This window comes from Vaginella massiliensis, from assembly GCF_900089075.1.
In the GTDB taxonomy this organism is placed as follows: domain Bacteria; phylum Bacteroidota; class Bacteroidia; order Flavobacteriales; family Weeksellaceae; genus Weeksella; species Weeksella massiliensis_A.
Map to the genome: position 1 here is coordinate 1,033,641 of NZ_LT593746.1, position 20,923 is coordinate 1,054,563.

The following is a 20,923-nucleotide window of genomic DNA, read 5'->3' on the forward strand; positions in this document are numbered from 1 at the left end:
TTTTTTTACATTCGAACAAACGTTGTTTGCAATTGCTCAACATCAATAGGCTTTTGCGTAAAGCACACGGAATTTTGCTGGTTTGCCCGAATAGAAATCAACTCCCTCGGTAACCTGGTCAAAATGTTGCGGTATACAACGAATGGTGGCTTTGGTTTCGTTTTTTATAGCTTCTTCTGTTTCTTCTGTTCCATCCCAAAGAGCCGAGACGAAGCCGCCTTTATTTTCTATAATATCTTTGAATTCGTCGTAACTTGTAACCGTTGTGGTATGTTCGTCACGGAATTTTTTTGCACGGTCGAACAAATTCTTCTGAATTGCATCCAACAAGTTTTCTAGGTGAGCTGCAGCACCTTCCATCGGAATGCTGTTTTTCTCCAAGGTATCGCGACGAGCAACTTCGAGTTGTTTGTTTTCGAGATCTTTCGGTCCGATGGCAATACGTACAGGAACGCCCTTCAGTTCGTATTCAGCAAACTTCCATCCTGGTTTGGTAGTTTTGTCATCGTCAAATTTTACAGCAATGCCTTTGGCAGTCAGTTCTTTTTGAAGATTTTCGGCCACGACTCGTATTTCGTTCAGTTGTTCGTCGGTTTTATGAATTGGCACAATTACGACCTGTATAGGCGCGATTTTTGGCGGCAGAACCAAGCCAAAATCATCAGAATGTGTCATGATCAGTGCACCCATCAAGCGTGTAGATACGCCCCAAGACGTAGCCCAAACGAATTCCTGTTTACCTTCGTTGGTAGTGAATTTCACATCGAATGCTTTGGCGAAATTCTGGCCTAAGAAATGCGAAGTTCCAGCTTGTAGAGCTTTTCCGTCTTGCATCAATGCTTCTATGGTATAGGTTTCGTCTGCGCCGGCAAATCGTTCGCTTGGTGTTTTGTATCCTTTCACAACAGGAATTGCCATGAAATTTTCTACCACATCTCGATAAACTTCTTGCATCTGAATTGCTTCTTGTTCTGCCTCTTCTTTTGTTGCGTGTGCTGTGTGACCTTCTTGCCATAAGAATTCGGCAGTTCTTAAGAAAAGTCGGGTGCGCATCTCCCAGCGAACAACATTGGCCCATTGATTGATCAAAATTGGTAAATCGCGGTAAGATTGAATCCAATTTTTATAGGTACTCCAAATGATGGCTTCTGAGGTTGGTCGTACGATCAATTCTTCTTCCAATTTTGCGTCTGGATCTACCATTAGTTTTCCAGGCGCGTCTGGATCGTTTTTCAGGCGATAATGCGTAACCACGGCGCATTCTTTTGCAAAACCTTCTGCGTTTTTTTCTTCAGCTTCAAAATAACTTTTGGGTACGAAAAGTGGGAAATAAGCATTTTGATGCCCAGTTTCTTTGAATCTTTTGTCCAGTTCTGCTTGTAGTTTTTCCCAAATTGCATATCCGTATGGTTTTATTACCATACAGCCTCTCACACCAGAGTTCTCTGCTAAGTTTGCTTTCACTACTAACTCATTGTACCACTTAGAGTAGTCTTCTGATCTTGAAGTAAGTTTTGCCATAAAAATTTTGTATATTTGTGTTACATAATGTTATTTCGATTGGTATAAATTTTGCCAATAGAAATACAAAAATAGAACAACATTAATTTATTAAAAATAAAAATGATGAAACTTTATACAATATCACAAACTATCCTAAAAGTTTCTGCCTCGCTCTTGGTGGTTTCAGGCTTAGTTTCTTGTGCATCTACCCAGACTGCAACTGGGGTGGAGACAGATGGGATATATTATAATCCTTCGACAGATAAAACCATTGCGCAGGCCGAGACCGAGGAGCAAGTAAATGACGGAATGATTCGAATTGGAGGGGCTTATTTTGACGCGAATGGTAATGGAGCAGAAGATATGTTTTATGCTGATGCAACCGAAACTTCTAAAGCAGAAAGTAGCAAACCTACCAATGTTTATATTCATCCTGGATATACATCGCAATCGATTTCTTTAGAACCAACCACCGATTGGGGGCGATACGATGGGGTAAATATCAATGTGAATTATTTTGGTAGTTCGTTTTACGATCCATGGTATTGGGGGTACGGCAGAGGGTTCTACTCTTGGTATAGACCTTGGGGTTGGAATCCATGGTATAGCCCATACTATTCTATCGGATGGGGATGGAATTCTTGGGGTTGGAACCCATGGTATAGTCCGTACTATGCTTATGGTTGGGGATATCCATACTATTACGGATCATATTACGGTTATGGAGGATGGTATAACGGTTGGTACAACGGCTATTACTATACACCGCGTTACCTACAAAGAGCTACTCCAGGTACACGACCAGGTGTTATGACTTCTCGTAATGCAGTGTTCGATCGTAATAGATCTACTTTGGTTCGTGAATCAAATGCAGTGCGCAATACGACGATTAGATCGAATACCGACCGAAACGTCAGAACAAATGTGCGTTCTACCAATGCCAACAACCCAACAAACAATACACGTGTAATACGTGAAGTTCAATCGAATAACACCACCAGACCTGTTCGCGAAGTTCAAGGCAATGATTCGAGAACCATGCGTGAGGTACAAACTAATGACACAAGAGTGGTGCGTCCTACAGTAGACCGCACACAAATCCGTACCAATGCACCGTCTACGCCAAACGTAAGACCATCTAACAACTCTCGTGTGAATCAAAATTCGAATACACAACGTTCTACGCCAACCCGTACGAACACAAGATATAGTCAACCAACGCGAACCAATTCGAGCTATTCTCAACCAACACGTTCGTCGATGAGCACTGGTAGCATGAGCAGTGGCGCAGGTCGAAGTTCAGGAATTTCGGGAGGATCTCGCGGTACAAGAAGATAAAAAGTAAAATCATAATACTGAATGAAAAGGATAACTTTAAGCCTATTTGTATTAATAGGCTTTTCAAATGTTTGGGGTCAAGATTATAATTTGCAATACCCAACCAACGCCGTGAAACTTTATGGACAAAGTATCGATGCTGGGTCTGCACGGTATACAGCAATGGCTGGAGCATTGGGTGGATTGGGCGGAAACCTAAATTCTACCGAGCAAAATCCGGCAGGTCTAGGAGTAGCAGTAGCATCCGAAGTGGCGTTCACAGCATCTGTTGATGGCTATAAAAATCTGTCTGAATTTGGAGCTTCTGCCAAAGCAAAAGATAATTTTTTTGATGTAAAACAGGCAGGAGGTAGCTTTGTTTTCGATAAGGAAGGTTCGAATTGGAATCGTTTTGTGATTGGAGTAAACTTTCTGAACGAACAATTGGATGATCATGCATTGATCGGAGCCAACGAAAATGTATTTACAACCGATCAAGATAATAATCGTTATACGATGAATGGTTTTTCGAACTATTATAACGGTTATAAAACAAAATTTTCGGTGAATTTTGCCACATCTTATGCCGATAAAATTTACCTCGGTGCAAATGTGAACTTCCATGAGACCAATTACACCAACGAAATTCTATACAGTGACCGCAGTCCAAGTGGAATGACTCATGTCTACGATTTAGAGGGTTCACCGTATGCAGAAATCGGTCAAGGTTTCTCTTTTGGCTTAGGGGTAATAGGTAAAGTAAATCAAAATGTTCGATTAGGAGCCGCTTTCCATAGTCCCGTTTGGTATAAGGTAGATGAAGAATTTCATGCCCTCAACAACAACGGAAATTACGAACTGTATGCTTCTAATTACAAACTGAAATCAGGAGGGAGATTGGTTGGTTCTGCTGGGTTTGTGGTAGGAAAATCGTTGGCATTAGGTCTCGATTATACCTATCATTTGAACAAAATGACTGATTTTAGAACAAACGGTTTTGATGGACCAAACTCGTTCATAGACGATTATGTCAACAATAGCAGTGAGTTCAGAGTTGGTGGGGAATATCGCTTAGATCGCGTAAAATTGCGAGCTGGTTATAGCTTTGTAGAATCTCCGATGAAAGATGTTACCGTGATGGGATACGATTATTCTGATCCAAATGCGGTAGTGAGAGTGCCAAATTCTTTCAACGATTTTTATGTGGGCAACGTCAACAAATATAGCCTTGGTGTTGGTTACGATTTTGGTGGATTTTACCTCGATGCAGCTTACCGATTTGCTACGCAAAAATACCATATGCCGATTACGGGTTATTTCGTAGGAAGCAAAGAAAATGTAGCAATCGATAATGTGTATAATGCAGAGGTAGAACGCAAAAACAATCTGTTTTTGTTAACCTTTGGTTGGCAATTCTAAACCGTATTTCGTTGCTGAAAGAAGCAGATTTTTTCGGTTTGACTTTCTTAAAAAAGTTAAAACAGCTTAAAATTTAATTTTTTATAACCATGATAATTATGGGTTCGACCAAGTGCCGGACTCATTTTTTTGTGTTCGATTTATTCCTTCTGATGGTCATGCAAAAAAACTGCCCCAAAAGTAAGAGACTTTTGGGGCAGCGAACATTAAAATCACTTTTTTAAAAGAAGGTGAAATTCGATTATTATTTTTGTTTCAATAAATCACGGATTTCTGTTAACAACTCCTCTTGCGAAGGTCCAGCTGGCGCTGCTTCTGCTGGTTTTACAACTTTGTTAGCCGCTTTTATCAACCAAAACAATACCATTGCAATACAGAAGAAACTGATGATGGCAGACAAAAAGTTACCGTACGTTACCCCATTCCAGCTGAGTTGCGCGATATCTTCTGCACCAGCAGCTTTCAAAGTCGGATTTAATAATAATGGTGTAATCACATCTTCTACCAATGAAGATACGATGCTTCCGAATGCACCGCCGATGATAACACCGACAGCTAAATCGATTACATTCCCTTTGAATGCAAATTCTTTAAATTCTTTAATAAATCCCATAAGTTTTAAATTGTATATTTAGTTATAAACGTCAAAAATAATTTAAATTATTTAAATACAACAAAATATTATGCTTTTACAAAAATTCTTTGTTTAGAACTGATGTACAGGTAAACACCAATCAACATGAATGGGATGCTTAGAAGTTGCCCATTGTTCAATCCGACATTGAGCGCTTCGGCTACGGCTTCCTTTCCTTGGTCTTCTTTGAAAAACTCTACCACAAACCGAATGAAGAATAAGCAAAATAGAAAAACTCCAAGCAAGTTTCCAAGGCGTTTTCTGTTTTCTTCTTTGCTATATAGGATCCACATGACTATGGCCAAAATCACATACCCAATGGCTTCGTACAATTGTGCAGGATGTCGAGGCACAATATTGCCATAAGAGGCGCTTTGTTGCACAAATTTCACAGCCCAAGGCAGGTCTGATGCTTTACCAACGATTTCTGAATTGTAAAAATTTCCAACGCGCACAGCAGCTCCACCCAAAGGAACAACTACGGCAATACGGTCGAGAATCCAAAGAATGCTTCTTTTGAGGTATTTCCGACTGAAAAAATACATCGCGATAATAATTCCCAAAGCTGCACCATGACTCGCCAAACCTTGAAAGCCAACAAATTCATAACCATCGAGCCCCAAGAATGTACTTCCCGGACTTTTGGCTATGGGTAATAAAACCTCGAGTGGGCGCTCGACAAACGCCTTCGGGTCATAAAAAAGAAATTCGCCCAGTCTCGCTCCCAAAATACATCCGACAAAAACATAGAGAAACAATGGATCCAATTGGTTGTTGTTTTCATTTTCTCGTTTGTATATCGTAGACATTAAATACCAGCCCACTACAAACGCAATGATCCAACAAAGGCTGTAGATGTGAATTTTTATAAAACCTAATTCGAAAAGGATGGGATTGGGATCCCAAGTAATGAAATTGAAAATCGTATTGATCATATATTATTTTTTTGGTACAGGGTCATAACCAGATCCACCCCAGGGATGACAACGCAATATACGTTTTATCCCCAAATACAATCCCATGAAAAGCCCATGAATTTTCAATGCCTCGATCATATACTGTGAACAGGTAGGTTGATATCGACAATTGTTACCCATAAATGGCGAGATCGCCACTTGATAGAAGCGAATCATAAACAAAAAAGGCGAAATCAACAGCTTTTTCATCAATCTATTTTTTATATGAATTGGGGTCCAAAGCGGTATAAGTCCAGCCTTTCAGAAAGTCTAAAACTAATTTTGGGTCATGACCAGTTGATCCGTCTTTGTTTTCTAAGTATGCCGAGTTTTGGGTATGCAATAAATTGCCATCGCCATCAACAATCAAAAAAACAGGAAATCCAAAGCGTTGAGGATTTTTCAATTCGGCTAAAATCTCCAAATTTCGATTTTCTTTACTATGGTTGAGGTGTACGACTTCGTAATTATCACCGATAAATTTTGATAATTCCTCGTTGGTCGTGGTCAAATGGTTGAAGGTAATGCACCACGCACACCAATTGCCGCCAACTTGCACCAAAACATGTTTGTTCGATTCTTTTGCTTTTGCCACTGCATTTGCCAATTCGGTTTTGGCATCAGCCTCTGGGTTGTAGACTCTTTTGTTCATCGTCTCCTGTGCTTGCACCAACAAAGGCAAGATGCTCATCCAAAATCCAATCATCAATTTCCACTTCATCGTCATAATATTTTAGACAAAGGTAAATTTTTTTTTGATGATGAAGTTTTGTTTCGTCAATTCATTGCCTGTTTATTGAATAATTTTTTGTGTTGCGATAAAATTTTTATAGGATGTGGAGACAGTTGCCTGCGGATGATCTCCATGACGTCGATTTCCTCTTCTTCGGTATAATATTCCATCAAAAAAGTGTAAGTTTCATAAAGCGATTGATCCAAAATGATTGAAAATTTATGAGCCGTAACATCATTCAAAAATGAATTCATTTGCCGTTCGATGTTCAATTTTTGCGAAATTTTCTTTGCCTTTATGGCAGAATCGATGTGGTGAGAATTAATATCAAAAACCAATTGCGTATGCTTTTTGGTAAGAATAAGGGCTTGTTCTAATGCTTCTTTCATGATTTGTAATTTTATAAGACAAAGATCAAGGATTGGAGCGACGAATTGTGTCGCGATATTTTTTAATTAGAATCATTAACTTTGATAAAAATATATTTTAAATGATAGCACCTCTGGCCGAGCGAATGCGCCCCAAAACCTTGGAAGAATACATCAATCAAAAACATTTGGTTGGCGAAAACGCGCCCATCAAGATGATGTTGGAACACGGAATGGTATCTTCGATGATTTTTTGGGGACCTCCTGGCACAGGAAAAACAACGTTGGCTCAACTGGTTGCCGAATTGTCGGGTCGACCTTTTTATACCCTTAGCGCCATAAATGCAGGGGTGAAAGAGGTGCGCGATGTGATTGACAAAGCAAAAAGTCAGAATTTATTTTCTTCAGAAAAAAATCCTATTCTTTTTATAGATGAGATTCACCGATTCAATAAAACACAGCAAGACAGCCTATTGGGAGCGGTTGAGCGAGGTTTTATTACCCTCATTGGTGCTACAACCGAGAATCCGAGTTTCGAAGTTGTGCCTGCTTTGTTGTCGCGAGCTCAGGTTTATGTTTTGAATGAGTTGAATAAAGAAGACCTCGACGCTTTGTTGCAGCGGGCGATTAGAGAAGATGAACAATTGAAAAAACGAGAAATTGAATTAGTTCAAACCGATGCACTTTTGCGTTATTCTGGAGGTGATGCACGCAAATTGCTCAATGGCTTGGAATTGGTTGTCAACAGTTTCGCATCGAACGAATCGATCACCATTACCAATGAGGTGGTACACGAACGCATACAACAAAATATGGCTCGCTACGATAAAACGGGCGAACAACATTACGACATCATTTCAGCGTTTATCAAATCGATAAGAGGATCTGATCCCAATGCGGCGGTGTATTGGTTGGCTCGAATGCTCGAAGGTGGCGAAGATGTGAAGTTTATTGCGAGAAGATTACTGATTTTAGCATCCGAGGATATCGGCAATGCCAATCCCACAGCGCTCATTTTAGCAAATAATACGTTTCAGGCGGTAAGCGTGATTGGGCATCCAGAGAGTAGGATAATTCTTAGTCAGTGCGCCATTTATCTTGCCAATTCGCCCAAAAGCAACGCTACCTATATGGCGATAAATAAAGCCCAACAGCTCGTAAAACAAACGGGCGACTTAGCTGTGCCGCTTTGGTTGCGAAATGCTCCAACCAAATTGATGAAAGATCTGAATTATGGGCAAGATTATAAATATGCTCACGATTTTCCGAATAATTTTGTAGAACAAGAATTTTTACCTCAACAAATTTCTGGAACAAAATTTTACGTCCCAGGTGATAATAAACGAGAACAGCAGGACGAACAAATGATAAGGTATCGATGGAAGTCTAAATATTGAACTACAATCTCAAATAAAAAAGGCTTAATTACAATCTCTTAAAGCTCGGTTATTGTTAGCTGAGCTTTTTTTATGAAAAAAATCAGCTGTGATATTTTTAAAATTAATTTAGAATAAATAAAAAATAGGGATATCTTTGCGTAAATTAATATAGACTAAATATAAATAAGAATACATGAGGATTTTATTCTGGATGATAACTGCTTTCGGTTGCACACCTGCACTGGCCCAGACACAAGACTCCATTATCCTTGATACCGATCGAATAGAGTTGGAGCAGACAGTAGTTTCTGGACAATACAGTAAACAATCTGTAAAAAAATCCATCTACGAAGTCAAGGTGCTCAACCGAGATGTTTTAGAAAGATTGGCAGCAAATAATCTTGCCGATGTGCTCAATCAGACGCTAAATCTCACGGTAATAAACAACCCAAGTACTGGAAAATCGTCTATGAGCATGTTTGGCATGGGTGGACAATATTTTAAAGTTTTGGTCGATAACATTCCGCTTCTCAACGACGAAAGCTTAGGAAACCATACCGACCTCACCCAACTCAGTCTAGAAGATATAGAGCAGATCGAAATTGTGGAAGGCGCAATGGGGGTAGATTATGGCGCAAACGCTTTGGCAGGAATCATCAACATCATCACCAAGAAAAGAGGAAGAGCCAAGGTGGATATTTCGGCTTATATACAAGAAGAAACCATAAACAACGAGTACAACTTGAAAAACAAAGGGCGCCATATACAATCGCTGAAAATCGGACACGGTATCAATCCGAAATGGTATACAGAATTTAATTTTAATCATAATGATTTCAAAGGGTTTTGGGACAAAAAATTGGGGAAACACCATGCCGAAAACGATGGTAAAAGAGGTTATTCTTGGTTGCCAAAAACACAAAACAGTAGCAAGTTTTTGATGAGGCATTTCACCTCTACGCATCAGTTTTTTTATAGATTAGAATATTTTGATGAGAAGACAAATTACTACAATCCCATCGTACAGTTGAACGAGCAACCTTCTACGGCAACCAACAACGCACTCTCAGAAGACACCCAATTCAATACGCGACGCCTTTATAATTTGTTCAATGCCAACGGAAGTTTTTCTGATGCTTGGCAATACGATTTTAGTTTATCTTATCAGAACCAAAAAAGAAAGCAGAAAAATTACCAATACTATATAGCATCGCAAACCGAAGACAATGTGCGTACTTCTATCTACGATAGCAGAGAGGCATTTTATTCTAAAGCTACCATGAGCAATATTGTACGAGATTCTAAATTCAATTTTCAGTTTGGGTACGAAATCAATTCGATTTTCGGTAAGGCAGCTCAACGAAAAGATATTTATGTAGAACCCATAGATCGCCAAGTGAATTCGTACGATTTTTTTGTGTCGTCTGAAGTTAATTTCACCCCAAAATTTTCTGTCCGACCAGGCTATAGAGCCATGTTTTCTAATCTTTTTCAGACGCAACATGCGGCAAGTTTGAGTGCAAAACTGATGTTGCCACAAGATTTCGAGTTTAGAGTGATTGCTGGGACAGCGCCAAGAAATCCCGATTACGACGAACTGTTTACTTATTTTGTAGACGTTAACCACGATTTACAAGGAAATCCAGACCTGAAACCCGAAAGCGGAAATTCGGTCTTTTTACACCTGAAAAAAAATTGGTACAAAGAACACTCGTCTTATGTTCAAAAACTATCGGCATGGAAAATTCATCTGCACGATAAAATAGAACTCATGGCGGTGAGTTTGTCTCCACTCAAATACAAGTATATCAATGTGGATCAATACGATACGCAAGGTTTGACCTATAGCTCAGACTGGAATTACAAATCGTTTCAGTTGAGTGCAGGGCTTTCTGTAACCGGCATAAAACAAAGTCTTGCCGAGGAAGCCAACGTAGACGAAAAATATTTTTATACCACGAATTTCAATATCAGTGCTTCATATCTCATCCCGTCTATCGAAACTACGTTTTCTGTTTTTTATAAATTCAATGGGAAACAAGAACTCTACAGAGAAGACGGACAACTTGGGTCGCAAGTCTCTTATGTAAAAGGGATACAAGGTGCCTACAGTTGGATGGATGCGTCGATTCGTCAGAAATTTTTCGATAAAAAATTAGAATTGGTTTTAGGTGCAAGAAACCTTTTCGATGTGACAACCATTACCAATACCACGCAGGCTGCCAGCGGGCACGCCGCAGCGAGTAGCTCTATCATGCTTGGTTATGGACGATCTTACTTTTTAAAAATACTTTATAACTTGAAATTCAATTAATTATGCCTAGATATTTTTGGATATTGCCACTTTTTACCATGCTGTTGTTTTCGGCTTGTATCGATGACGAACAGCCTTTGCTAGAGCCTTTTGTGATTGCTTTTGCAGACCAATCGCTCAACTATTCGAAAATTCAGAACGAACAAATCATCAACTTAGATTTCTCTAAACCTGCCAGTAAAAGCGGAGCAGTAGTCATCGAAATCATTGAAGAAAATGCAACTTACGACAGCGATTATACGACCTCGCCAAAGGCAGAAAACTTGCAATTGCGTATACCATACGAGAAAAATACCACTAGCCTTAGTTTTTCTTTTACCAACCTTATTTATCCATTTGATAGAGCCGATAAGCGAGTTCAATTTAAAATAAAAAATGTAGAAACCGCTGAAACTTTTTCTATACAAGGGTATAACACGCTTGTCATTTCTTTCGAGGCTTCGATTGGAGCTACGTTGTCGCCAAACGTTGGCGGACCCAACGAACCCAACCAAGTTTATTTAGACCTGAGCGAAGAGCAAATGTTCGCCTTTAGACGAGACCAATGGGATTTGGGATTCTATAGCGGAGACGATTTTCGGGTTATCATCAACGGTTCTATTTATATGGCAACCAAACAGTTATCGGTTACAGATATAGATCAGGTGACCGAAAATCAGGTGAGAATTTTCTATTCAGAAGTTGCAGTAGGAACATTTGATGCGCAAAATGCCGCTTATGTCGATCATCCGTCTGGCGATCTCAGACAAACTGCTATTGCAACCATAGCAGATGAAGACGAAGAAAACAAAGTCTACCTCTTGAACTTGGGTTACGAAGTAGGAACCATTACGCCGCCATTAGGTTCTGTTGCCGTTACGGGTGACCATAGAGGTTGGATGAAAATAAGAGTGCTCAAAAGAAACGGTAATTATCTTCTGCAATATGCAAAAGTAAACGAGACCACGCATCAAGAAATTGAAATCTCTAAAGCATCTGCAACCAATTTTAGTTTTGTAAATCTCTTGACAGGAAAAATGGTTGAAGCTCAACCCGAATCTTCAAAGTGGGACCTCTGTTTCACGGTATTTACAACGGTGATAGATGGAAACGGATCGTACGGAAACTCAGATTATGTGATTCACAACCGATTGGGTGGTGCAAAAGTGTATGTGGTAAACGAAACCAACGAAATGACTTTCTCTAATTTTTCTAGAACGATGATCGACGAGTCTAAATTTTCGGAGGACGTACGAACCATTGGCAGTACCTGGCGAAATGTTTTCGATGGTACAGTGGTGAATAATAAATTCTACGTGCTGAGAGATCCTGACGGATATTATTACAAAATAAGATTCTTGAATCTGAAAAGTTCGACAGGCGAGAGAGGTTATCCGAGATTAGAATATCAACTTATACCGTAAAAAATATCAGACAGTAAACTATCATAAAATTTATAAATCATGAAAAAAAAGTATACTCTTTTTAGTGCAGCTTTTCTAATGGTTCTTAGCCTACAGGCTCAAACAGTAAATGGTGAAATTACCATGGGACAAGGCTACCAAAACGACGTATTTTTTGGATTAGAAAACCAATCAAAACTCGAGGTTAATCGCAATGATTGGGATTTAGCATTTTTCAGAAAATCGATGTTTGGCTTGGGAATCCGTGTAAACCACGGCAAAGGAATTCAGGTTTTCGAAGCCTCTAATTCTTTGTCAGACTGGGCATCCATCCAACCATCCAACGAGGGTTCTTGGGAAGAGCTTTTCAATAGTGTAGAAAACTGGGAAAACGGCGCACTCAACCAAGGATCTGCAACCTATGGTTGGGGTGAGTATGATATGACCACGCACCACGTAAACGGAAAAGTAATTTTTGTTCTGAAATACGACAATGGTGATTATGCAAAATTGCGCATCGATAAATTGGCTTATGGAACTTACACTTTCACCTTTGCTAAGTGGGAAAATGGAGCTTGGGGCGCAGACCAAACCGTAAGCATCGAACAGAATACAACGCAAAATCGTATTTTCAACTACTATAATCTTTCTACCCAAACAATTGTAAATGCCGAAGCTGAGGATAGCCAATGGGAAATGAAATTTACCAAATACCTTACGCCGATTGCTTATCAGGGAGGAACAACGATGTATCCTGTAACGGGCGTTCTACATTCAGATTTGGTGATAGTAGCCAAAACAGAAAGCGGAAATCCTGCCAATGAAGACGTTTACAAAGCGGCAATCAACACTATCGGTTACGATTGGAAAACTTTCAACGGCGCGACTTACACTTTGAGCAACGCGAATTATTTTATAAAAAATACCAAAACAAACAAAATCTATCGTTTGAAATTCACAGGATTCGAAGGAAGTTCAACTGGTAAGGTAAGTTTTGATTACGAAGATGTTACAGACGCTTTAGGTGTTTCTGATGTGCAAACTACCAATTTCGATGTGTATAGCATTCAGAACGAGCCAAAAACGATTCAGATAGCATTTAATAGTCAATTTTCATCCAATGAAAATATTTTGCTCAGCATTTTCAACATGAACGGACAAATGGTACACCAAGAAAACTATCGTCCAACTTCGCAATTTGCAACCAAGAAAATAAACCTTTCGAAGTTGCCAGCCGGAGTTTATTTGGTGAATGTAGAAAGTAACGGCATTAAAAAATCTAAGAAAATCGTTCTGCGATAATTTCTGTGTGTTTAATCTCTATTATCTTGTGAAGGTTGTCTTTCGTTGTAAAAGACAACCTTTTTTTGTGCGATTTGTTTTGATTCAATAGCATAAAAAACCCGATTCTAATTATCGATAGAATCGGGCTTGGAAAAACAATTAATATGGAAGATTACAGTTCTGCAACGGTTTGTTGCCAATCTTCCAATTCGGGAATGCCGGGTTTTCGCTGTCCGAAAAATTGAACAATAAGTTCGCCTTTTTTATTGAAAGCTTCGATAGAGGTCACCACGCCATCTTCGGTTGGTTTACGCACAATCCATGCACTTTCTATTTTGTCCATAGCCAAATGCATATTGAAGTCTGCATCCATTATATTATACCATTGTTCGTGCCACATCAATTTATTGATTTTCCCAGAATGTATTTGTATCATGCCTTTATTGCCAATGAATACCATGATTGGTATTTTTTTTTCAGCTGCTTTTTCTAAGGCATTTATAATTTTATTTGATTCAATTTTTTGAGCATGATAATCCGATGGTGCCAAGCGCATGGCTTGCGTTCTGCTGACATCAAATTTTTTCAGCATCATAAAAAAATCATGAGTATCCTTTAAATCCAACCAAGCTTTCTGAAAAGCTGCTACTTCTATTTGCTGGTCTGGTTTTTCCTCAGTAATTGTTTCTTGATAGTTTATTTTTTCTGCTGAATTTTGGTCTTCGCTTTTGAATTTTTCTACCAATTTTTCGTACGCAATCACGCTACTTTGTGGCGTGAGATAGATTTTGTGAACCGCCGAACCGTCTTTCCCGAAAAATTGTAAACTTCTTCGGTCTCCGTTTTTCGTAGCTTCTACCACAGCGAATGCGCTTTGCCAAAACGCCGGGAAAATCCTAAGGTCGATGTCTTCGCCCACAAAAAGATGTGCGTGCGGCGAGCTGAAGTCAGGGTTTAGGTAAACACCTTTTCGTTCGTGTACAGCCTCGTCGTTGCGAGTAAGTGCCATTACTTTCCCGAGGCTTTCTATCTCAAGTAAAATCTCGGAGAATTTGGGTTCTAATCGGGTAACTCCTTTGCCCAATTGCAGGCAAAGCAATTCTACTTCGCTTACGCCAAGCGCTTTTGCAACGTTTCTTATGCGTAAATTGGGTTGCTCTTTTTTCAGCAAATCCCACTGTTCTTGTAATGAAATGGTTGAGTTCATATTTTTTTTTTTTTTATCCAAAGACGATATATGGTCTGTTGGTTACAGGGTTAGCGATTATTTTACAGGGAAATTGATATACATTTTCTATATTTTCTTGCCGAAAAACTTTTTCGGGCGTATCGTACATTTTTATTTCACCGTTTTGCATGAGCACTACATCGTCGGCAAATTGTGCAGCGAGATTGAGGTCGTGCAAGACGGCAATTGCGGTGTTGTTGTTTTGGGTAAATTCTTTAATGGTTCGTAGAATTTTGAACTGATGGGCTATATCGAGGTTGTTCAACGGTTCGTCTAAGAAGACTAATTTTTCTTTGGTTTTATTTTCTACTTGTGCAAAAATTCTCGCCAAGTGTACCCGTTGTTTTTCACCACCAGAGAGCTGATTGTAGTCACGGTTTGCTAAGTGGGCAATTTCGGTTTTTTGCATCCAAAAATTGGCAGCTTCAACATCATCTTTGTTGGGTTGATGATGAAAATAAGGATAACGCCCCATGAACAAAATATCTTTCACTTTCAATGGGATGTCGTTTTGTTGCTGTTGAGAAAATTTTGCTTTCTGACACGCCAAATCGTTTATACACCATTCTTTGTAGGATTTCCCTTTGAAGCAGGTGCAGTTCATTTTCGGATCGATTTCGTTTGCCAAATAGTTGAGCAAAGAACTTTTGCCAGCTCCATTCGGGCCGATAATTGCGATCATTCTTCCTTTTGTTGCACTGAAATCTATATTTTTCAGGATAGAAGCAGTTTTAGATGGGAAACGAATATGTTCTGCTCGAATCATGATAAACTTTTTTTGTATTTAAATAATATCGACATGAAAACTGGAGCACCCATCAACGAGGTCAGGATGCCAATCGGTATCTCTGCTGGGGCAACGATAATTCTGCTCAAGGTGTCTGCGACGATTACCAATAAAGCTCCTAAAATTGCAGATAGCGGAAGCATATAAGTAAAATTGGATAGAAACTTTAGTCGTAAAATATAAGGAACAATCAGTCCTACAAAGCCTATAGTCCCTGTAAAAGACACTATACTGCCCACAATGAGTGCAGAGAATAGGATGATTTTTTTCTTAGACGATTCTATATCGATGCCAATATGCATGGCATTTTTTTCGCCCAAAAGCATGGCATTCAGTGTTTTTCCCATTGGCATAAGAAAGATGAATCCAAAAAACAAAATCGTGCTGAGGATTCCAATCGAATACCAATTGGCGGCTGCCAAACTCCCCAACGTCCAAAAAGTAAGATTTCTCAACTCGTCTTCTGTCGAAATATAGGTGAGCAATCCAGTACCAGCCCCACAAAGTGCCGAAATGGCGACTCCCGAAAGTAAAAGCAGCGAAATATTGGTTTGCCCATTTTTCGATGATATTTTATACACTAGCAAGATGGTGAGCAAAGCACCAATAAACGCCATGATACTGAGTAGAAAATAGTGTAAAACTTTGGGTAGGAAAGTATAAAGATGCTGCCCCAATACGATGGTAATTGCGGCAAACAAAATAGAGCCAGAAGTAATACCGATAAGGTCTGGAGAAGCCAACGGATTTTTGAAAATTCCTTGCAAACATGTCCCCGTTACCGCCAAGCCACTTCCTACCAAAATAGCCATCAATATGCGAGGCAATCTCAAATCGAACAAAACATAAGCGTCGCTTTCGTTTGTTATTTTCTTCATCGAAAAAAGACTTTTTATATGTTCTGTAATCGGGATATTGAACTCGTATACGCCGATGAATAGCGCGGTAATAGAAACTAGCAGCGTGATGAGACTCAAAGAAATGATGTAAAATCTTAGCTTTTGGTGCATCTTTTTTTAGCTTTTATTTTATTGGGCTTTATTTCCCTTGTAACAACTTGTTAAGTTCTAGCGTTGCTTCGCCCAATCTTGGTCCAAAACCTGATAGAAGTTGTCCGTCCATCGCAATGATATTTTGTTTTTTTCCTGCGTTTGTGGTCATTACACCTTCTATTTTCTGCACGCCTTCTTTTCCGCCTACACTTTGCAATCCGCTATCGAACATCAAAATATAATCGGGATTTGCGTTGATAAGTGCTTCTGGTGTCAACGGTTTGTATTCGTCTACATCATTTATTGCGTTTTCACCTCCCGCCATTTCGATGATGTTCTTTATCGGGGTGTTTTTTCCAGCGATCATCAGTGTTCCGGCTCCTCTTGCATAGATAAATAGCACTTTAGGTTTTTGTGCCAAAGGTGTAACTTGTTGTAATTTCTGATCGATTTCGCTAAGATATTTTTCGTAATGATCATCGTTTAAGTCTTTCGCTATCGATCTTATCATTTCTTTGGTTGTTTCTGCAGTCATTGGTTGCTCTATCAATCTCACCGTGATATTGGCTTGCTCCAGCTGCTTTTGCAGTTCTGGTTTCATTTCTTTTTTTGTAGCATACACCAAGGTTGGTTTCAGAGCGAGAACTGGCTCTGCTGTAACGCTCATCATATGACCCAAATTGGTGGTGTGAGCTTTTATCGACTCTGGGTATGTACTGGTGATGTCTACCCCAACAATGTTTTTTTCTTTGCCCAAAAGAACCAAAGTTTCTGTAATGGATCCGTTCAGCGAAACGATTCTTTCGTCACTGTTTTTTACCGATTGTTCGCTCACAACTTGGTCTGCATTTTCTGTTTTTGTTTCTTTGTTACAAGCAAACATCATGGCTAGTGTGCACCCTAAAAGAATAACTTTTTTCATATATTATTTATATTAAGACTAAATAAAGTGCAAATATTAAAAAAAATATTTAGTTGACAATACATATTTAGAATTATTTTAAATAAAATATTTTGATGCTTTTTTTTGATGGAATATGAAGTAACTTAGTCGTCAAAAAAATGAAAAGGATACAAATCATCAATGGTCCAAATCTCAATTTGCTAGGCGTTCGTGAGCCCGAAATTTATGGGTCGCAAAGCTTCGAAGATTTTTTTGAAGAGCTCCAAAAGGAAAATCAAGATTTTGAATTGCATTATTTTCAGTCGAACCACGAAGGAAGCCTGATTGATAAGTTGCACGAAGTCGGATTTAGTTTTGACGGAATTGTCTTAAATGCTGGTGCGCTCACGCATTATTCGTATGCGCTAGCCGATGCCATAAAAGCAATCGCCACACCCGTAATCGAGGTGCATATTTCTGATATTTTCGCCAGAGAAGATTTTAGAAAAATCAGCATAACGGGAGAAAATTGTCTTGAAATAATTTCGGGTAAAGGATTGCCAGGGTATCAGTTGGCAATAGACCGTTTCAGGAATATTGATTAATGAAAATGATCTTTCAGTTGTTCGTTCAAAGAATCGATATAATTCAGCAATTCTAGTTTTCCGATCTGACTGGTAGATGAGGTTGAAAAAATCATAGGCAAGTCTTCCCATTTCTTCAACAGTTCGCGTTTGTACACCATCAATTTTTTTTGGAATTCGGTACTGGTCAATTTGTCGAGTTTGGTGAAGATAATGGCAAAAGGAATGCCTTTGGTGCCCAGCCATTCAAAGAATTTTAGGTCCAGTTTTTGAGGTTCGTGTCGGCAATCGACCAACACAAAAGTGCACACCAAATTCGACCTGAATTCCAAGTAATCGTAAATCATTCTTTCGAATCCTTTGCGATTCGATTTTGACACTCTCGCATAGCCATAACCAGGCAAATCGGTCAAGAACCATTCTTCGTTGATGGCAAAGGTATTCAAAAGTTGAGTTTTCCCAGGAGTCCCAGAGGTTTTTGCCAAATCCTTCTTGTTCGTCAACATATTTATCAACGAAGATTTTCCCACGTTCGAGCGTCCGATAAAAGCATATTCTGGCTTGTTGGGCTGTGGACAATCGGTGTAGGTTTGAGAACTCTTTAGAAACTCAGCTTTTCGAATAATCATTTTTTTACTTTTTTGTGCTCGGATCGATTTCAACTTTTACCAGCCAATCTCCTAAGATCTGATTGAATAAATCGGGGTGTTCCATCATCGGAGCGTGACCGCATTTATCTATCCAATACAAGTCAGAATGTGGCAAACCTTCATGAAATTCTACGGCAACTTCGGGTGGCGTAACATGGTCTTGTTTTCCCCAGATAAGACAAACTGGCATCTCGAAATTTTGCAAATCGTCTTTCATATTGTAATGGATTGCATCTCGTGCGATGTAGAGCGTTTTTATTGCTTTGTTGCGGTCGTTTACGGTTTCGAATACATCGTCTACAATTTGTTTTGTCGCAACTTTCGGGTCGTAAAAAACTTCTTCGGTTTTACGTTTTACATAATCGTAGTCACCGCGTTTAGGGTAAGTTTCGCCAAAAGATTTTTCGTACAAACCAGAACTTCCAGTAAGGCACAGCGCTCTTACTTCCGATGGATGAAATTTACAAACGACCAATCCAACATGTCCGCCCAAAGAATTTCCGACCAATACAACTGGCTCTTGTGCAACTTCTGTAATGAATCGGTGTACAAAATCTGCAATATTCTTTACGTGGGTTTCTTCTGGCGAAAGAGAGTATAAGGGCAACTCGGGAGCAAATACTTTATAACCTCGGGTTGAGAAATATTGCGTAAGTGCATCAAAATTGCTCAATTCACCCATTAGACCATGCAATAATACAATAGGAATTCCCTCTCCAACTTCTAAATAAGAAAATTCGCCTTTCTGTTTTAAACTTATTGACATCTATTTAAACTCGATTAAGTGTGCAAATTTAAAATAAAATATTGACGCAAAGTCAATATATAATTCATTTTACACTAATATAATCCAAATTCAATTCAAAATCAACGCTTTGATGCCTCCAACCGGATGCAAATTCAGATGAATTTTCTACCGATAAGTAGAGAAAAGGTATTTTCGAAAAAAAAGATAGAAGGCTTCAATTTTAAGTGTTTGAGCAACAAAAATCTTCAGAAAATCGCTCAAGCTCTATCGTAGGTCATTATTGCAATAGATTGTATACTCAACTTAATCATGTCAATTTTGATAAAAAAGTGCAAAAAGTTTTCAACAATGTGGTAAAAAATGGTAAATTGTGGTAAAATAATTTCTAATTTTGAAAAAAAATAAGCGCTTTTGGATTCTTTGTTCGGAACATATGAGTGTAAGGTAGATACGAAAGGTCGCCTTCCGTTGCCCGCAGGTTTGAAAAAACAAATCGCAGAGGTGATGGAGGATGGATTTGTCGTAAAACGAGCAGTTTTTCAGAATTGTTTGGAGATACACCCTATGGTCCATTGGAAAAGAATCATGGCAAAATTGGCGAAGCTCAATCGCTTCAATCGCAAAAACGATGAGTTTATTCGTCGTTTTACTGCGGGAGCCAAGGAGGTAGAAGTGGATGCCAACGGACGAATCCAAATCTCTAAAGATTTGGTAACGTTTGCAGGTATAGATAAAGAAGTGGTGTTGGTGCTGAATGTCGATGTTATCGAAATTTGGGACAAACAATCGTACGAAAAGGCTATTGCTATCGATATGGATGATTTTGCAGATTTGGCCGAAGAAGTAATGGGAGATCGAGAAGAAGATGAGTTATCATAATCCAGTTTTGTTGAAAGAGAGTGTAGATGCACTGGTGCTGAATCCGTCTGGCGTCTACGTAGATTGTACCTTTGGTGGTGGCGGGCATTCTCGTGAGATTTTGTCACGCCTCGATGCAGAAGGCAGGTTGTTTGCCTTTGACCAAGACGAGGATGCAAAACAAAATCTGATTGATGATCCTCGTTTTGAGCTGATCGATCAGAATTTTCGTTACCTGAAAAATAATTTAAGAGTAAGAGGGTACAAATCGATTGATGGTGTTTTGGCAGATTTGGGTGTTTCTTCTCATCAGTTCGATACGCCAGAAAGAGGTTTTTCTACTCGATTCGATGGTGAATTGGATATGCGGATGAATGCCCATGCTAACGTTACGGCAAAGAGCGTGGTGAATTTTTATGAGGAAGAAGATTTGGTCAGAATTTTTTTCGAATACGGCGAATTGAAAAATTCGAGAAGACTGGCGTCCGAAATTGTTAAAAATCGCGCAAATCAACCGATAGAAACCATAGAGCAGTTGAAAGGAATTTTTTCCTTTATACCTAAAAATAAAGAAAATAAGTTTTTTGCTCAACTGTTTCAAGCGCTTCGAATAGAGGTGAACGACGAGATGGCGGCATTGAAAGAGATGCTTACGCAAACGGCAGAAGTGATCAAGCCCGAAGGGCGATTGGTGGTGATTTCGTATCATTCGTTAGAAGACCGATTGGTGAAAAGATACATCAGAAACGGCATGTTTGACGGAGAGCCAGAACGCGACTTGTACGGGAATTGGTCGGCACCATTCAAGCCCTTACAATCTAAAGTGATTGTTCCTGCGGAAGAAGAAGTGTTGAACAATTCTAGAGCTCGAAGTGCAAAAATGAGAATAGCAGTAAAGAATTGA

Annotated in this window: 21 protein-coding genes; 9 read left to right on the plus strand and 12 right to left on the minus strand. The window is 39.2% G+C overall.

Features of this window, described 5'->3' with window-relative positions; translation table 11 throughout:
* Positions 1–42 precede the first annotated feature (42 nt).
* Positions 43–1,521: a proline--tRNA ligase gene (gene proS / locus BN8061_RS06195; RefSeq protein WP_068597421.1), complete on the minus strand. Its 1,479-nt coding sequence runs from the start codon at positions 1,519–1,521 to the stop codon at positions 43–45.
* Between the two features lie 102 nt (positions 1,522–1,623).
* Between proS and BN8061_RS06200 the strand changes: the two genes are divergently transcribed.
* Positions 1,624–2,841, plus strand: a complete 1,218-nt coding sequence (locus BN8061_RS06200) for a hypothetical protein (RefSeq protein WP_154662272.1) — start codon at positions 1,624–1,626, stop codon at positions 2,839–2,841.
* A gap of 21 nt (positions 2,842–2,862) precedes the next feature.
* Positions 2,863–4,239, plus strand: coding sequence for an OmpP1/FadL family transporter (locus BN8061_RS06205; protein ID WP_154662273.1), 1,377 nt, complete (start codon positions 2,863–2,865; stop codon positions 4,237–4,239).
* Between the two features lie 244 nt (positions 4,240–4,483).
* On the opposite strand, the gene mscL is transcribed toward BN8061_RS06205, so the two are convergent.
* The 5 genes from mscL to BN8061_RS06230 form a co-directional block, all read right to left on the minus strand.
* On the minus strand, positions 4,484–4,852 hold the full coding sequence (mscL, locus tag BN8061_RS06210) for a large conductance mechanosensitive channel protein MscL (protein WP_068597426.1): 369 nt from the start codon (positions 4,850–4,852) through the stop codon (positions 4,484–4,486).
* Positions 4,853–4,920: 68 nt separating this feature from the next.
* Complete coding sequence (lgt, locus tag BN8061_RS06215) at positions 4,921–5,808, minus strand: prolipoprotein diacylglyceryl transferase (protein ID WP_068597429.1); 888 nt, start codon at positions 5,806–5,808, stop codon at positions 4,921–4,923.
* Positions 5,809–5,811: 3 nt separating this feature from the next.
* Positions 5,812–6,039, minus strand: a complete 228-nt coding sequence (yidD, locus tag BN8061_RS06220) for a membrane protein insertion efficiency factor YidD (protein ID WP_068597431.1) — start codon at positions 6,037–6,039, stop codon at positions 5,812–5,814.
* A 4-nt stretch (positions 6,040–6,043) separates the two neighbouring features.
* The gene (locus BN8061_RS06225; protein ID WP_068597433.1) at positions 6,044–6,550 is read right to left on the minus strand and encodes a thioredoxin family protein; all 507 of its coding nucleotides are present in this window, start codon (positions 6,548–6,550) and stop codon (positions 6,044–6,046) included.
* Positions 6,551–6,606: 56 nt separating this feature from the next.
* Positions 6,607–6,951, minus strand: a complete 345-nt coding sequence (locus tag BN8061_RS06230; protein ID WP_068597435.1) for a hypothetical protein — start codon at positions 6,949–6,951, stop codon at positions 6,607–6,609.
* Positions 6,952–7,052: 101 nt separating this feature from the next.
* Between BN8061_RS06230 and BN8061_RS06235 the strand changes: the two genes are divergently transcribed.
* The 4 genes from BN8061_RS06235 to BN8061_RS06250 all read left to right on the plus strand — a co-directional run bounded on the left by BN8061_RS06235 (position 7,053) and on the right by BN8061_RS06250 (position 13,307).
* Entirely contained in the window at positions 7,053–8,327 is a 1,275-nt protein-coding gene (locus BN8061_RS06235) for a replication-associated recombination protein A (RefSeq protein ID WP_068597437.1), read from the plus strand.
* 175 nt (positions 8,328–8,502) lie between these two features.
* A complete protein-coding gene (locus BN8061_RS06240; RefSeq protein WP_068597439.1) occupies positions 8,503–10,623 on the plus strand; it encodes a TonB-dependent receptor plug domain-containing protein in 2,121 nt (706 codons plus the stop codon).
* A 2-nt stretch (positions 10,624–10,625) separates the two neighbouring features.
* Entirely contained in the window at positions 10,626–12,026 is a 1,401-nt protein-coding gene (locus tag BN8061_RS06245) for an HmuY family protein (protein WP_068597441.1), read from the plus strand.
* Positions 12,027–12,065: 39 nt separating this feature from the next.
* The gene (locus BN8061_RS06250) at positions 12,066–13,307 is read left to right on the plus strand and encodes a T9SS type A sorting domain-containing protein (protein WP_068597443.1); all 1,242 of its coding nucleotides are present in this window, start codon (positions 12,066–12,068) and stop codon (positions 13,305–13,307) included.
* Between the two features lie 154 nt (positions 13,308–13,461).
* Here the strand turns inward: BN8061_RS06250 and BN8061_RS06255 are convergent, their stop codons facing one another.
* From BN8061_RS06255 to BN8061_RS06270, 4 genes are read right to left on the minus strand one after another with little or no spacing between them, the layout of a single operon-like run.
* On the minus strand, positions 13,462–14,496 hold the full coding sequence (locus tag BN8061_RS06255) for a hemin-degrading factor (RefSeq protein ID WP_068597985.1): 1,035 nt from the start codon (positions 14,494–14,496) through the stop codon (positions 13,462–13,464).
* A gap of 13 nt (positions 14,497–14,509) precedes the next feature.
* The gene (locus tag BN8061_RS06260) at positions 14,510–15,283 is read right to left on the minus strand and encodes a heme ABC transporter ATP-binding protein (RefSeq protein WP_068597445.1); all 774 of its coding nucleotides are present in this window, start codon (positions 15,281–15,283) and stop codon (positions 14,510–14,512) included.
* Entirely contained in the window at positions 15,280–16,314 is a 1,035-nt protein-coding gene (locus tag BN8061_RS06265) for a FecCD family ABC transporter permease (RefSeq protein WP_068597447.1), read from the minus strand. The genes BN8061_RS06260 and BN8061_RS06265 overlap by 4 nt, the downstream gene beginning before the upstream one ends.
* Positions 16,315–16,342: 28 nt before the next feature.
* Positions 16,343–17,218: a heme/hemin ABC transporter substrate-binding protein gene (locus BN8061_RS06270; RefSeq protein WP_068597448.1), complete on the minus strand. Its 876-nt coding sequence runs from the start codon at positions 17,216–17,218 to the stop codon at positions 16,343–16,345.
* A gap of 140 nt (positions 17,219–17,358) precedes the next feature.
* On the opposite strand from BN8061_RS06270, the gene BN8061_RS06275 reads away from it, so the two are divergent.
* Entirely contained in the window at positions 17,359–17,784 is a 426-nt protein-coding gene (locus BN8061_RS06275) for a type II 3-dehydroquinate dehydratase (protein WP_068597450.1), read from the plus strand.
* Here the strand turns inward: BN8061_RS06275 and yihA are convergent.
* Together yihA and BN8061_RS06285 are read right to left on the minus strand one after the other, a co-directional pair.
* Positions 17,781–18,392: a ribosome biogenesis GTP-binding protein YihA/YsxC gene (yihA, locus tag BN8061_RS06280; RefSeq protein ID WP_094745901.1), complete on the minus strand. Its 612-nt coding sequence runs from the start codon at positions 18,390–18,392 to the stop codon at positions 17,781–17,783. The genes BN8061_RS06275 and yihA overlap by 4 nt on opposite strands.
* 4 nt (positions 18,393–18,396) lie before the next feature.
* Positions 18,397–19,179: an alpha/beta fold hydrolase gene (locus BN8061_RS06285; protein ID WP_068597452.1), complete on the minus strand. Its 783-nt coding sequence runs from the start codon at positions 19,177–19,179 to the stop codon at positions 18,397–18,399.
* Positions 19,180–19,572: 393 nt separating this feature from the next.
* Between BN8061_RS06285 and mraZ the strand changes: the two genes are divergently transcribed.
* Together mraZ and rsmH are read left to right on the plus strand one after the other, a co-directional pair.
* On the plus strand, positions 19,573–20,040 hold the full coding sequence (gene mraZ / locus BN8061_RS06290; RefSeq protein ID WP_068597454.1) for a division/cell wall cluster transcriptional repressor MraZ: 468 nt from the start codon (positions 19,573–19,575) through the stop codon (positions 20,038–20,040).
* Positions 20,027–20,923 carry a 16S rRNA (cytosine(1402)-N(4))-methyltransferase RsmH gene (gene rsmH, locus BN8061_RS06295; RefSeq protein ID WP_068597456.1) on the plus strand — a complete coding sequence of 299 codons (897 nt, stop codon included), beginning with the start codon at positions 20,027–20,029 and terminating at the stop codon, positions 20,921–20,923. Before mraZ ends, rsmH begins: the two co-directional genes overlap by 14 nt.

What these genes read in the sequence shown, in the direction of transcription:
- BN8061_RS06255 (WP_068597985.1), bottom strand. Translation starts at nt 14,496, where the DNA reads ATGAACTCAACCATTTCATTACAAGAACAGTGGGATTTGCTGAAAAAA.
- yidD (WP_068597431.1), bottom strand. Translation starts at nt 6,039, where the DNA reads ATGAAAAAGCTGTTGATTTCGCCTTTTTTGTTTATGATTCGCTTCTAT.
- BN8061_RS06225 (WP_068597433.1), bottom strand. Translation starts at nt 6,550, where the DNA reads ATGAAGTGGAAATTGATGATTGGATTTTGGATGAGCATCTTGCCTTTG.
- BN8061_RS06265 (WP_068597447.1), bottom strand. Translation starts at nt 16,314, where the DNA reads ATGCACCAAAAGCTAAGATTTTACATCATTTCTTTGAGTCTCATCACG.
- BN8061_RS06235 (WP_068597437.1), top strand. Translation starts at nt 7,053, where the DNA reads ATGATAGCACCTCTGGCCGAGCGAATGCGCCCCAAAACCTTGGAAGAA.
- BN8061_RS06275 (WP_068597450.1), top strand. Translation starts at nt 17,359, where the DNA reads ATGAAAAGGATACAAATCATCAATGGTCCAAATCTCAATTTGCTAGGC.
- BN8061_RS06205 (WP_154662273.1), top strand. Translation starts at nt 2,863, where the DNA reads ATGAAAAGGATAACTTTAAGCCTATTTGTATTAATAGGCTTTTCAAAT.
- BN8061_RS06230 (WP_068597435.1), bottom strand. Translation starts at nt 6,951, where the DNA reads ATGAAAGAAGCATTAGAACAAGCCCTTATTCTTACCAAAAAGCATACG.
- BN8061_RS06270 (WP_068597448.1), bottom strand. Translation starts at nt 17,218, where the DNA reads ATGAAAAAAGTTATTCTTTTAGGGTGCACACTAGCCATGATGTTTGCT.
- BN8061_RS06285 (WP_068597452.1), bottom strand. Translation starts at nt 19,179, where the DNA reads ATGTCAATAAGTTTAAAACAGAAAGGCGAATTTTCTTATTTAGAAGTT.
- BN8061_RS06260 (WP_068597445.1), bottom strand. Translation starts at nt 15,283, where the DNA reads ATGATTCGAGCAGAACATATTCGTTTCCCATCTAAAACTGCTTCTATC.
- rsmH (WP_068597456.1), top strand. Translation starts at nt 20,027, where the DNA reads ATGAGTTATCATAATCCAGTTTTGTTGAAAGAGAGTGTAGATGCACTG.
- mscL (WP_068597426.1), bottom strand. Translation starts at nt 4,852, where the DNA reads ATGGGATTTATTAAAGAATTTAAAGAATTTGCATTCAAAGGGAATGTA.
- BN8061_RS06250 (WP_068597443.1), top strand. Translation starts at nt 12,066, where the DNA reads ATGAAAAAAAAGTATACTCTTTTTAGTGCAGCTTTTCTAATGGTTCTT.
- yihA (WP_094745901.1), bottom strand. Translation starts at nt 18,392, where the DNA reads ATGATTATTCGAAAAGCTGAGTTTCTAAAGAGTTCTCAAACCTACACC.
- BN8061_RS06240 (WP_068597439.1), top strand. Translation starts at nt 8,503, where the DNA reads ATGAGGATTTTATTCTGGATGATAACTGCTTTCGGTTGCACACCTGCA.
- lgt (WP_068597429.1), bottom strand. Translation starts at nt 5,808, where the DNA reads ATGATCAATACGATTTTCAATTTCATTACTTGGGATCCCAATCCCATC.
- proS (WP_068597421.1), bottom strand. Translation starts at nt 1,521, where the DNA reads ATGGCAAAACTTACTTCAAGATCAGAAGACTACTCTAAGTGGTACAAT.
- BN8061_RS06245 (WP_068597441.1), top strand. Translation starts at nt 10,626, where the DNA reads ATGCCTAGATATTTTTGGATATTGCCACTTTTTACCATGCTGTTGTTT.
- BN8061_RS06200 (WP_154662272.1), top strand. Translation starts at nt 1,624, where the DNA reads ATGATGAAACTTTATACAATATCACAAACTATCCTAAAAGTTTCTGCC.